General features: G+C 63.7%; 13 protein-coding genes. 2 read left to right on the top strand and 11 right to left on the bottom strand.

Annotated elements, in window-relative coordinates; all coding sequences use genetic code 11:
* Positions 1-30 precede the first annotated feature (30 nt).
* A complete protein-coding gene (gene nusA, locus J0I79_RS21930; protein ID WP_292863849.1) occupies positions 31-1,626 on the bottom strand; it encodes a transcription termination factor NusA in 1,596 nt (531 codons plus the stop codon).
* Between the two features lie 49 nt (positions 1,627-1,675).
* Positions 1,676-2,317 (bottom strand): ribosome maturation factor RimP, encoded by a 642-nt coding sequence (rimP, locus tag J0I79_RS21925; RefSeq protein ID WP_292863846.1) that lies wholly within the window; start codon positions 2,315-2,317, stop codon positions 1,676-1,678.
* 350 nt (positions 2,318-2,667) lie between these two features.
* Here rimP and J0I79_RS21920 point away from each other — a divergent pair, with 350 nt between their 5' ends.
* Positions 2,668-2,832: a hypothetical protein gene (locus J0I79_RS21920; protein ID WP_292863843.1), complete on the top strand. Its 165-nt coding sequence runs from the start codon at positions 2,668-2,670 to the stop codon at positions 2,830-2,832.
* A gap of 28 nt (positions 2,833-2,860) precedes the next feature.
* Here the strand turns inward: J0I79_RS21920 and J0I79_RS21915 are convergent, their stop codons facing one another.
* From J0I79_RS21915 to lnt, 4 genes are all read right to left on the bottom strand, one after another.
* On the bottom strand, positions 2,861-3,562 hold the full coding sequence (locus J0I79_RS21915) for a tRNA (guanosine(46)-N(7))-methyltransferase TrmB (protein WP_292863840.1): 702 nt from the start codon (positions 3,560-3,562) through the stop codon (positions 2,861-2,863).
* 27 nt (positions 3,563-3,589) lie between these two features.
* A complete protein-coding gene (metK, locus tag J0I79_RS21910) occupies positions 3,590-4,855 on the bottom strand; it encodes a methionine adenosyltransferase (protein WP_292863838.1) in 1,266 nt (421 codons plus the stop codon).
* Between the two features lie 169 nt (positions 4,856-5,024).
* Positions 5,025-5,444 carry a helix-turn-helix transcriptional regulator gene (locus J0I79_RS21905; RefSeq protein WP_292863835.1) on the bottom strand — a complete coding sequence of 140 codons (420 nt, stop codon included), beginning with the start codon at positions 5,442-5,444 and terminating at the stop codon, positions 5,025-5,027.
* Between the two features lie 139 nt (positions 5,445-5,583).
* Complete coding sequence (gene lnt, locus J0I79_RS21900) at positions 5,584-7,176, bottom strand: apolipoprotein N-acyltransferase (protein ID WP_292863832.1); 1,593 nt, start codon at positions 7,174-7,176, stop codon at positions 5,584-5,586.
* Between lnt and J0I79_RS21895 the strand changes: the two genes are divergently transcribed.
* On the top strand, positions 7,175-7,765 hold the full coding sequence (locus J0I79_RS21895; protein WP_292863829.1) for a hypothetical protein: 591 nt from the start codon (positions 7,175-7,177) through the stop codon (positions 7,763-7,765). The two genes, lnt and J0I79_RS21895, sit on opposite strands and share 2 nt — an antisense overlap.
* Positions 7,766-7,814: 49 nt before the next feature.
* Here J0I79_RS21895 and J0I79_RS21890 read toward each other — a convergent pair whose 3' ends face one another.
* The 5 genes from J0I79_RS21890 to miaB form a co-directional block, all read right to left on the bottom strand.
* On the bottom strand, positions 7,815-8,285 hold the full coding sequence (locus J0I79_RS21890) for a VOC family protein (RefSeq protein WP_292863826.1): 471 nt from the start codon (positions 8,283-8,285) through the stop codon (positions 7,815-7,817).
* A gap of 16 nt (positions 8,286-8,301) precedes the next feature.
* Positions 8,302-9,396 carry a hemolysin family protein gene (locus J0I79_RS21885; RefSeq protein ID WP_292863823.1) on the bottom strand — a complete coding sequence of 365 codons (1,095 nt, stop codon included), beginning with the start codon at positions 9,394-9,396 and terminating at the stop codon, positions 8,302-8,304.
* 27 nt (positions 9,397-9,423) lie between these two features.
* The gene (gene ybeY, locus J0I79_RS21880; RefSeq protein WP_292863820.1) at positions 9,424-9,930 is read right to left on the bottom strand and encodes an rRNA maturation RNase YbeY; all 507 of its coding nucleotides are present in this window, start codon (positions 9,928-9,930) and stop codon (positions 9,424-9,426) included.
* Between the two features lie 17 nt (positions 9,931-9,947).
* Entirely contained in the window at positions 9,948-10,940 is a 993-nt protein-coding gene (locus tag J0I79_RS21875) for a PhoH family protein (protein WP_292863886.1), read from the bottom strand.
* An 83-nt stretch (positions 10,941-11,023) separates the two neighbouring features.
* Positions 11,024-12,321, bottom strand: a 1,298-nt coding sequence (miaB, locus tag J0I79_RS21870) for a tRNA (N6-isopentenyl adenosine(37)-C2)-methylthiotransferase MiaB (protein WP_292863817.1), incomplete at its 5' end; no start/stop codon positions are given.

Here is a 12,321-nt window from a genome sequence, read left to right as displayed (position 1 = left end):
AGGGCGGGTTCTGTGCGATGCGGTTTCACCTCACGCACCAACGGCTTCGTCGGCCGAAGCTTCTTCGGCTGCAAGCTCTTCCTCGGAAATCCAGCCGGCCTTCAGACGTGCGGCGAGCACCATCTGCTCGGCATCGGCACGCGAGACGCCATGGCTGGCGAGCACGCCCGGATAGTTCTTGGTTTCGCCGTCCTTGCGTTCCTTCCAGCCGGTCAGGTCGTCGGCGGCGTAGCCGGCGAAATCCTCGATCGTCTTCACGCCGTCCTCGCCGAGCGTCACCATCATGGCGGTGGTGATGCCGGGGATTTCACGCAGCTCGTCCTTGACGCCCAGCGCCTTGCGCTTGGCATCGTGCTCGGCCTCGATCTTCTCGAGATATTCGCGGGCGCGGGTCTGGATTTCGGATGCGGTATCGTCGTCGAAGCCATCGATCGAGGCGATTTCGCTCGAATCGACATAGGCGACTTCCTCGACGCTGGTGAAGCCTTCCGAAGCCAGCACCTGGCCGACCATCTCGTCGACGTCGAGCGCTTCCATGAACAGCGACGAGCGCTCGACGAATTCCTTCTGGCGACGCTCGGATTCCTCGGCCTCGGTCAGGATGTCGATATCCCAGCCGGTGAGCTGCGAGGCAAGACGCACGTTCTGGCCGCGGCGGCCGATGGCCAGCGACAGCTGGTCGTCGGGAACCACCACCTCGATGCGCTCGGCGTCCTCGTCGAGCACGACCTTGGCGACTTCCGCCGGCTGCAGCGCATTGACGATGAAGGAGGCGGCCGAAGGCGACCACGGAATGATGTCGATCTTCTCGCCCTGCAATTCGCCGACGACGGCCTGGACGCGGCTGCCGCGCATACCAACGCAGGCGCCGACCGGATCGATCGAGGAATCGCGCGAGATGACGGCGATCTTGGCGCGCGAGCCCGGGTCACGGGCGACCGACTTGATCTCGATGATGCCGTCGTAAATCTCAGGCACTTCCATGGTGAAGAGCTTGGCCATGAACTGCGGATGGGTGCGCGACAGGAAGATCTGCGGGCCGCGCTGTTCGCGGCGCACGTCATAGACATAGGCGCGGACGCGGTCGCCGTATTTGTAGTTTTCGCGCGGAATCAGTTCGTCGCGGCGGATGATCGCTTCGCCACGGCCGAGATCGACGATGACATTGCCGTATTCGACGCGCTTGACGGTGCCGTTGACGATCTCGCCGATGCGATCCTTGTATTCGTCATACTGGCGGTCGCGCTCAGCCTCGCGCACCTTCTGCACGATGACCTGCTTGGCCGACTGGGCGGCGATACGGCCGAAATCCATCGGCGGCAGCTGTTCAGCGATGAAGTCGCCGAGCTGGGCGTCGGGATTGCGCTCGCGGGCCGAGGAAATGGCGATCTGCGTGGCGTAGTCGTCGACCTTCTCGACCACTTCCATCAGCCGCTGCAGCTTCATCTCGCCGGTGTTGGCGTTGATGTCGGCGCGGATGTTGGTTTCCTGGCCGTAACGCGAGCGCGCCGCCTTCTGGATCGCATCGGCCATGGCGGCGATGACGATCGACTTGTCGATCGACTTTTCACGGGCGACCGCGTCGGCGATCTGCAGCAGTTCAAGTCTGTTGGCGCTTACAACCATGTTCTTTCTCCCGAGCCTGTTTGCCGGCGCTTGGCGTCCGGCAGCTCAATCAACTTTCCTGTTCGTTTTCTTCCGGGGCGTCCGCATCTTCGGACATATCGTCTTCCGCTTCGCCGCGGCGCTTCCTGGCTTCCTTGCGCGCCCTGTTGTCCTTCGACAGCGCGTCGCGGATGAGGTCGTCGGTCAGGATGAGGCGAGCCTCGGAGATCGCGTCGTAAGGCACGCGAACTGTCGGCTCCTCGCCATAGGCGGCCTTGTCACGCTCGAGCAGAACATCGGTCTCGCCCGCCTCGGCGATCTTGCCCTTGAAGCGCTTGCGGTCGGCAACAACGACCGACGTCTCCATCTTGACCAGATGTCCGGTCCAGGTCGTGAAATCCGACTTGCGGACCAGCGGCCGGTCGATGCCGGGCGAAGAGACTTCGAGGTGATAGGCTTTCTCGATCGGATCGTCGACGTCGAGCGCCGGCGACACCGCGCGGCTGACCTCTTCGCAATCCTCGACGGTCATGGTGCCGTCCTCGCGCTCGGCCATGATCTGCAACGTCAGGCCGTTCTGGCCCGACAGCCGCACACGCACAAGGCGGAAGCCGATGCCGCGCAGCACCGGCTGGATGATCAGCGCGATGCGCGCATCGATGCCGCTTTCGCGGATGATGCGGTCGTCACCTTCGCTTGCCGTTGCAGTCATCAAATACCTGTCGTTCGATTCGCAATGTTCTTTGGTTTGCGCATCGGAGCCATCCGAAAACCGCTTCGCACTTTCGGCCCGATGCACCCGCCAGGTAATAAAAAAGAGCGGGACCGGGTGGACCCACTCTTCGTCATACCGACCAAGAATTTGAGGCTGATATAAACGATCCGGGCGGGCGTTTCAAGTCCGCAGTCCAGTCTGGGAAAAGCCGCGGCACAACCAGCGTTGCTTCGGGCGCATGGCCGCCATGCGGCAATCCCCCTGCAAGATCCCCATGCGCGCCTATTTATTAGCCATCAAATGAATAAGGCTGGCGCGCGGTGGCGCGCAAACGGAAGGACAAAATCATGAGCAACCGCAGAATATTTTCCGCCCTGGGCGATCTCTTCACCACATTCGGCAACGCTGTTGCGGCGTCGCGAGCCGTGGAAGCCGGCCGCAAGCCGCGCGCCGACGACCTGCGCAAGCTCGGCATGGATCCGGTCGTCTTCAACCGGATCGGCCGTTTCTGATATCCGGCAGCGGAGAGGTTCGCCCGATCTATGACCTGACAAACGTCAGATAGGCTGGCCTGCGGCCCTCGCGGACGGCCTTGGCCTCGTATCGGGTGCCTGGCCAACCCTCATAGGGGCGATGCCAGTCGGCGGCCTGCGAAGCCTGCCACGAGAAGGCGCCATGCGCCCGGCAGTGCAGCAAGGTCCAGTTTACATAGGTATCGATATCGGACGCGAATCGGAATTTCGAGCCGGGCTTCAGGACGCGCGCGAAGCGGTCGAGGTTGACCGGCCTGACGAAACGCCGCTTCCAGTGCTTCTTCTTCGGCCAGGGATCGGGATAGAGCAGGTCGATGCCGTCGAGCGAGGCCGACGGCAGCCAATCGAGCAGCCGCGTCGCATCGTCATCGAAGACGCGCAGATTTGCCAGAGGCGTGCGCGCCACCGCTGCCATCATCTTGGCCATGCCATTGACGAAGGGTTCGACGCCGATAAATCCGGTTAACGGCGACTCCGAAGCGCGGTGCAGAAGATGCTCACCGCCACCGAAACCGATCTCGAGACGAACGGCCGAAACATCGGCTTCAAACAGCGACCGCAGGTCGGCCGGAGCCTGGATTGTCAGATCAAGGCCATAGGCGCCGAGCCCGCTTTCCAGCGCCGCCGCCTGCTGAGGACGTACGGGCTTGCCGCGCCGGCGGCCGAAGAAAGCTTCGGTCGTCCGGCTCGGCCTGTCTTCGGCGTTCATTTCCAGGCGCAGGCCACGTCGCCGCCGTCAGGCCGCGACGGCATCCTTGAGCGCCTTGGCGAGATCGGTCTTCTCCCAGGAGAAAGACCCGTCGCGGCCGGCCTTGCGGCCGAAATGGCCGTAGGACGACGTCTTGGCGTAGATCGGCTTGTTGAGGTCCAGGTGACGGCGGATACCCGACGGCGACAGGTCCATCACGGTGCGCAGCGCATCCTCGAGCTTGGCTTCGTCGACCTTGCCGGTGCCGTGAAGGTCGACATAGATCGACAGCGGCTGGGCAACGCCGATGGCGTAGGAAAGCTGGATGGTGCAACGGTCGGCGAGCTTCGCGGCCACGACATTCTTGGCCAGGTAGCGCGCGGCATAGGCGGCCGAGCGGTCGACCTTGGTCGTGTCCTTGCCGGAGAAAGCGCCGCCGCCATGGGGGGCCGCACCGCCATAGGTGTCGACGATGATCTTGCGGCCGGTAAGGCCCGCGTCGCCGTCCGGTCCGCCGATGACGAACTTGCCGGTCGGATTGATGTACCACATGCAATCGTCCGCGATCTTGAGGTCGCCCAGGGCCTCGCGGATATAGGGCTCCACGACCTTGCGGACCTTCTTGGAATCCCATGTCGCGTCGAGATGCTGCGTCGACAGCACGATCTGGGTCGCTTCGGCGGCCTTGCCGTCGATATAGCGGACGGTGACCTGGCTCTTGGCATCGGGCCCGAGCTTGCCGGCCTCGCCGTTGTTCTCGTGACGGGCGGCAGCCAGAAGTTCGAGGATCTTGTGGCTGTAGTAGATCGGCGCCGGCATCAGGTCCGGCGTCTCGCGGCAGGCATAGCCGAACATGATGCCCTGGTCGCCCGCACCTTCCTCACCCTGGCGGTCGGCGGCGTTGTCGACGCCCTGGCCGATGTCAGGCGACTGGCCGTGCAGAAGAACCTCGATCTTGGCCGTCTTCCAGTGGAAGCCGGCCTGTTCGTAGCCGATCTCGCGGATCGCCTTGCGGGCGACGGATTTGAACTTTGCCGGATTGACGACCGGGTGGCCCGCCGCATCCTTAAGGATGTTGCCGGCTTTATCCTTCTTCAGCAGCGTCTCGGGGACGCGCACCTCGCCGGCGATGACGACGCGGTTCGTGGTCGCCAGGGTCTCGCAGGCGACACGAACCTTCCACGGGTCCATGCCGGTCTTCTTGGCTTCACGGTAGACCAGATCGACGATCTCGTCGGATATCCGGTCACAGACTTTGTCGGGATGGCCCTCGGCCACGGATTCCGAGGTAAAGAAGTAGTTCTGCCGCGTCACGGGTGTCCCCTCTTGAAAAACGATCGGCAGGCTGCCGATTTTGGCGCGCCACGTGTTAGCGGGGCAAAGCGCCGCTCGTCAAGCGTTGCCGCCATTCTGGCACGACTGTCGATGTCGGTATCTTGTGCCACCGGCGGCCGGATGCCGCCAGTTGGAGCGCACTCGCGGATCAGTCGAGATCGTCCGCCGCGAGCGACTTCACCAGGTCGATGATCCTGCGGCGCACCTTGACGTCAGCGATCTTGACGAAGGCGCGATTGAGCTGGAGCCCTTCGGGACTGCCGCAGAATTCCACGGCGAAGGCCATCGAGGCATCCTCGGCGAAGCCACGGCTGGCCGCGGTCTCCTGGCCCGGCGCGTCCTCGAAGAAGAACGCCACGGGCACGCCGAGGATAGAGGCAATCGCCTGCAGGCGGCTGGCGCCGACGCGGTTGGTGCCCTTTTCATATTTCTGGATCTGCTGGAACGTGATGCCGAGATTCTCACCCAGCTTTTCCTGGCTCATTCCGAGCATATTGCGGCGAAGCCGGACCCGGCTTCCAACGTGGATGTCGATGGGATTGGGCTTCTTCTTGTTTTCTTCTGTCATTTTTTCCTCGCCGAATTTTTTCGGCTTTGTGATTTTTTTCCCGCCCAAAAACAGCCGGGGGCGACTGCCCCAACAGAACGATCCACCGGCTTCGAGAAATTTTCAGGCGGTACAGTATGAGTTTCTAATGTGCCGACTGTCAATTCACCCGTAGCCGTTGCCTTACATTCAAAAGCGCCCCAACCAGTGCAAACAGCAACATGATCAGCATTCCGTTAATGCGACGCTGGCCTGAGGAAACGACCGCTTGTCCGGAAAGGGGCACCTTCGCGTCAATGGCTCCGCGCGCGTCGATCGCCAGCGCATCGACAATGCGCCCGTGTGGGTCGACAACGGCCGAGATGCCGTTGTTGGCCGCCCGCAGCAAGGGCAATCCGTTCTCCACAGCGCGAATCTGAGCCTGCCTGAAATGCTGATACGGTCCAGGCGTATCGCCGAACCATGCGTCATTGGTAACGTTCACAATAAGCTGCGCTGACGTTGCGTCAACCGCCACCAGGTCGGGAAAGATCACCTCATAACAGATAAATGGCAGGGCTCGGATGCCGCCCGGAAGCGTGATCGCGTGGCGCTCGTTGCCGGCGGCGAACGTCACCGGTCCGGCGACGAGCTGGGCGATGCCGAAGCGATTGAACAGGTCGGCGAAGGGCAGGTATTCGCCGAACGGCACCAGATGGACCTTGTCGACGGCGTCGGCGATTTCGCCCTTGTCGTTGATGGCCACCACGGAATTGTAATAACGGCTGTCGGCGCCCGAAGCCGAGCCGCCTTCCTCGCGCACAGCGCCGGCGATCAGCATCTGGCCGTCCGTCAGCATGTCGCCAAGCGCCGTCAGCGCGTCGGGCCGCTCGGTGAAAAGGAAGGGAACCGAGGTTTCCGGCCACAGGATCAGCTGCGGCTTGTCGTGGCCAGCATCCGGCGCCTTGCCGGACAGGCCGAGCAAGGTGGCGAAGATGCGGTCGCGCACCGAAGCGTCCCACTTTTCGGAGAGATCGACCGCCGGCTGGACGATGCGCACGTCGAGGCTATGCGCCGCGGGCTTTTCGGGAGCTGCGAGCCTGACATAGCCGAAGCCGAGATGAGCAGCGGCGAGCAGGACAAACAATGCCGCGCCCAGGCGAAGATGCCGGCGCGCCGCCAGCAGCGCCGGCAACGAAAAGAGGAACACGGCCAGCGCGTTCATGCCGATCATGCCGGTCACCGAAACACTCTGCATCAGAAGCGGCACGGGCATTGCCGCATAGCCGATGGCATTCCAGGGAAAGCCGGTGAACAGGAAACCGCGCAGCCACTCCGTCAGCCCGAAGCCAAAGGCGAGAGCGGCGATGCGGCCGATATCGCTGCTCCACAGGAGCCGGGCGACCATGGTGGCGAAACCATAGAAAAAGGCGAGTGCGAAGGGGATGCCGACCACGGCGAAGGGCAGCGCCCAGGCAAAGCTGTCGGCCTCGACCAGCAATGCCGAGCCGATCCACCAGAGGCCGGCGAGGAAATAGCCGAAACCGAACCACCAGCCGACCGCGAAGGCCGGCCGCAGGCGCCTGAACAGGCTGCCTGAGGCTTCGCCGGTCGCGCCGTCGAGCAGCCAGACCAGAAGCGGAAAGGAAATGAAACAGGCGGCGAAGAAATCGTAGGGCGCCTGACCAAGCACCGCCAGCGCTCCGGCGAGAAACGCCACGAGCGCTCGCCGCCAACCCCAAAGCAGAATTATCCGGCCGGCCAGGCGCTCCATGCGTATTTCCGAGTCGCGCGAATCAGGACCCAAGATTTATCAGGCCGCGCCGCGTGCTCCAAACGCCACGGGTCAAAGCCCCCGCAAAGATCGAGTCCGGCGATCCCGCTTTGCGATTGCCGGACGCAATGCCATGATGGGCGACCACCGCAGGACCATGACACGATTGAAGCCACATCCCATTCTGCTCGGTTTGCTCGGTATCGTGATGGTTTGCGTGCCCAGCGCGATCCTGCTGGCCGCGCTGGTTCAGCCCTGGAAGGGCATCCCTGACGTCCCGGATTTCCTTTTGCTCTTCGGCGTAAGCCATGGTCCGGGATTGCTCTTCCTGGGTGTTTTCGTGTGGCTCTTCTCGCTCAAGCGGCGTGCCGGATGGGCATGGGCAGCCGGATTTGCCGGCTGCGCGGCCCTGAACGTGGCCTTTTGGGGTATATTCGCGTTCCTTTCAAAGCCACCTCCCGATGCATCGGGCAGCTACTTCGACCTGACCGGCGTGCTGGCCATCGCTGCAATTCCAAGTGTCGCGGTATCGGTGATTGCCGGTTTCGTCTTCGGTAGATTGCACACGGCGCCCGCAGTGACGGGCTGAACCACGACACGCCGGAAAGGCGCTTGCCGCATGGCTGCCGGCTGCTGCCCTAACGGTGCCAACCCTCGATCGTCAGGCCGCCCAATCGTTCCGCCTCTTCGCGAGAAACGGAGCGAATGGGTTGCGTAAAAGTCCAGACATGGCCCTCGGGATCGCGCGCCCGGTACTGGCGTTCGCCGTAGAACTGGTCGGCCGGCTCCTGGATGATGTCGGCGCCCGCCGCCCGCGCCCGCGTGCAATGCGCATCCAGGCCGTCCTTCAGCCTGACATAGACCGATTGCGTGTTCTTGCCCCCGACCGACGCCGGGCTTGCGACATGATCGGTCCACTCGGAATCGACAATGATGTAACTGTCGCCGAACCGCATCTCGGCATGGACGAGTTTGCCCTCGGCGTCGCTGACCACCATGCTGGGCTCGAAGCCAAAGGCCGCTTCCAGCCATGCAAGCGCGGCACGGGGATCCCTGTAGAAGACGCCGGACCCCAGGCTCGGATGCTTGAACGGATCGTCGATCGTCATCGGGGGAGCGGAACGCTCAGGCCTGTTCGGTGCGGGCCGTAGCGCGCCGGCGGCGTTCACCCTTCTGGCTCTGCACGATGCGGACGCGCTTGACGCGACGCGGATCGGCATCCAGCACATGGAATTCGAAGCCCGGAATGGCCTGCACCACCTCGCCCCTCGCCGGCACGCGGCCGAGCGTGTTGAAGATCATGCCGCCGATCGTGTCGACATATTCGCCATGTTCACCGGCGGCGAAATCCTCGCCGATCATCCTGGCGACCTCGTCGATCTCGGCCTTGCCGTCGACGATGAAGACGCCGTCGCCGGCCTGGGTGATCATCGGCTCGTCGTCGTCATGCTCATCCTCGATGTCGCCCACGACCATTTCGACGATGTCTTCCAGCGAGACGAGACCGTCCGTGCCGCCATATTCGTCGATCACCAGGGCCATCTGCGTGCGCGTCGTCTGCATGCGGCCCATCAGGTCGGAGGCGAGCATCGACGGCGGCACGAACAGAACCTGACGGATCAGATTGAGTTCGCCGATGGTGCGCGCGAGATCGACCTGCGCCAGATCGAGCTGGGTGGCGGCCGGCGTCTTTCTGGTGGTGCGGCCCTTCTTGACGCGCGCCAGCTTGGTGATGTGCGCCAGCACGTCGCGGATATGGACCATGCCGCGCGGGTCATCGAGCGTCTCGGAATAGACCGGCATGCGGGAATGTCCGGATTGTTCGAACAACCCCAGCAGGTCGCCCAGTGTCGTGGTGATTTCGACGCCCTCGATATCGGCGCGCGGCACCATGACGTCCTCGACGCGCACTTCGCGCAGCCGCAGGATGTTGTTGAGCATGGCGCGTTCGCCGGGCGAGAACGCACCGGCATCGGTTGTCGTCTCGGCAAGCGCCCCGGCGATTTCCTCACGCAGGCTCGGTCCATTACGCTGGCGGAAGAGGCCGAGCACACGGTTGAACAGGGAGGGGCCGGCGGACGTGGACTCGCCGGCTGCGCTGCCGGTGCTGGCGGCACCAGCCGTAATGGTACTCGGACTTGATCCCTCTTCCGACGTATCGGAAGCCTTGGTCGCACTGCCGGCGTCGGGGCGGGCGGCAGTTTCTGGTTTGTCGTTCATCGTCGTCCGGTCAATTGGTCTTTTTAGTTACGCGTAGGGATCGGGAATGGCAAGCCTTGCAAGCGCCGCGCGTTCGATGGCTTCCATCTCCTCGGCCTCGGCGTCGGTCTCGTGATCATGACCCGTGAGGTGCAGCAGGCCGTGGATGACGAGATGGGAGATATGGTTCTCCAGCGGCTTGTCTTCCAGTGCCGCCTCGCGCGCCACGGTCTCGGCGGCCAGCACGATGTCGCCCAGCATGGGCGGTAGCGGACCGTCCTTCGCATGCGGAAAAGCCGGGAAAGACAGGACGTTGGTGGGCTTGTCCTTGCCGCGCCAATCCGCATTCAACGTACGGATATGGGCGTCGTCGGAAAAAACGATGCTGAGTTCGGAAGGACCCGTCGCACGGATTTCGGTCAAGGCGGCCTCGACCGCACGGTCGACGAGGCGCGTCAGGCTTGCCTCATCGGGCCAGTTGCCTGCCTCAACCGATATGTCGATCTCGACGGAAACCGGAAGGTTCCCGCCGCCGGATATGTTGTCCTCAGGCATGAAGCCGCATCGTCACATCAATTCTCGGCACCGAGGCCACGCGCCAGCTTGGCGTCACGGTCGTAGGCCCTGACGATTTCCGCCACCAGCGGATGGCGAACGACGTCGACATCGTTGAAGCGCACGGTTACCGCACCCGCCACACCGTCGAGGACACGCAAGGCTTCGACCAGACCTGATTTGGTGCTCGGAGGAAGATCGATCTGGGTAGGGTCGCCGGTGACGATCATGCGCGAGTTCTCGCCAAGACGCGTCAGGAACATCTTCATCTGCATCGGCGTGGTGTTCTGCGCCTCGTCCAGGATGACGGCGGCATGCGCCAGCGTGCGGCCGCGCATGAAGGCGAGCGGCGCGATCTCGATGACCTCGGCGGCAATGGCGCGTTCGACCTTGTCGGCCGGCATCATGTCGTAGAGCGCGTCATAGAGCGGCCGAAGATACGGATCGACCTTCTCCTTCATGTCGCCCGGCAGGAAGCCCAGCCGCTCGCCGGCCTCGACCGCGGGCCGCGACAGGATGATGCGCTCGACCATGCCGCGCTCGAGCAGCATGGCGGCGTGCGCCACGGCCAGATAGGTCTTTCCCGTACCCGCCGGGCCGATGCCGAACACGAGCTCCGAGCGTTCCAGCGCCCGCATATAGGCGTCCTGGTTCAGCGAGCGGGCATAGATGGTCTTCTTGCGGGTCGCGATCTGGGCGGCGGAAACCTTGCCCTTGCGCTCCAGCGTCGGCAGCGTCAGTTGATCGTCGGCGGCAACGGCCATGCGAATGGCGCCGTCGACATCGGACTGGCCGATATCGACGCCCTTCTGCAGGATGCCATAGAGATTGTCCAAGGCGCGGCGCGCCTGTTCGGCGGCCGAGGCCGAACCCTTGATGGTCAACTGGTTGCCGCGCGAACGGATGTCGACGCCAAGCTTCTGCTCCAGCCGGGCGAGGTTCTCGTCGAACTGGCCGTAGAGGGCGCTGGCCAGCTTGTTGTTGTCGAAAGTCAGAACGATGTGCGCCATGTCAGAAGCCCCAGACGCCGGCACCGGGGGCAGGTTCTTCAGTTCCGCTGCGCTCAACCGTCTCTCCTCATCTGCCGAGGTCCTCAGACCAGTTCGGCGAACAGGCTGTTGTAGCCCGTCCCTGTGATTCGCACCTTGATAATGTCACCGATTTCGCCGGCCTTTTCATCAACAATAACCGGCTGCAGCCATGGTGAGCGGCCAACTTTCTGGCCCGCCTGACGGCCCGGCTTCTCGATCAGTGTATCGATCGTGCCACCGACCAAGCTGATCCCGAAATCCTGTTGCTGCTTGAGCAGCAACGCCTGGAGGCGCTGCAGGCGCTCATCCTTGACCGCCTCCGGCACGTGGTCGGGCATGTCGGCGCCCGGCGTGCCGGGACGCGGCGAATATTTGAACGAAAAGGCCGAGGCGTAGTTCACCTGGCGCACCAGTTCCATGGTCGCCTCGAAATCGGCTTCGGTCTCGCCGGGGAAGCCGACAATGAAATCGCCCGACAGCGCGATATCGGGCCGCGCGGCGCGGATGCGGTCGAGCAGCGCAAGGTAATCCCTGGCCGTATGCCGGCGGTTCATCGCCTTGAGGATGCGGTCGGAACCGGATTGGACCGGCAGATGCAGATAGGGCATCAACGACGGCAGATCGCGGTGAGCCGATATGAGTTCGTCATCCATGTCCCTGGGATGGCTGGTGGTGTAACGCAGCCGGGCCAGCCCCGGAATCTCGGCCAGCCGGAACAGCAGGCGGCCAAGGCCCCACTCGGCGCCGTCCTCGCCCCGGCCGTGCCAGGCGTTGACGTTCTGGCCGAGCAGCGTCACCTCACGCACGCCGGCGTCCGCCAGGCGCTCGGCCTCGGCGACGATCTGCGCCACCGGCCGGGAGACTTCGGAGCCCCTGGTGTAAGGCACGACGCAGAAAGTGCAGAACTTGTCGCAGCCCTCCTGCACGGTGAGGAAGGCGGTAACGCCGCGCTTGATCACCTCGGCGCGCTTGGGCTGCGGCAGGTGTTCGAACTTGTCTTCGATGGCGTATTCGGTCTCGACGACCTTCTCGCCGCCACGGACCTTGGCCAGCACGTCCGGCAAGCGGTGATAGGTCTGCGGCCCGACGACCAGGTCGACGGCGGGCGAGCGCCTGATGATCTCCGCGCCCTCGGCCTGCGCCACGCAGCCGGTGACGCCGATCAGCATCTCGCGGCCGCTGCCCGCGCGCTCCGCCTTCATGTCGCGGATGCGGCCAAGCTCGGAATAAACCTTCTCGGCAGCCTTCTCCCTGATGTGGCAGGTGTTGAGCAGCACCAGATCGGCATCGCCGATCGCATCGGTCGCGGAATAGCCATCGGCGGCCAGCGCATCGGCCATGCGCTGTGAGTCGTAGACGT

It is taken from the genome of Mesorhizobium sp. (assembly GCF_017306585.1).
Classification (GTDB): domain Bacteria; phylum Pseudomonadota; class Alphaproteobacteria; order Rhizobiales; family Rhizobiaceae; genus Mesorhizobium.
Note: the sequence above shows the minus strand (reverse complement) of the source record. Positions and strands in the feature narration are given on the sequence as shown.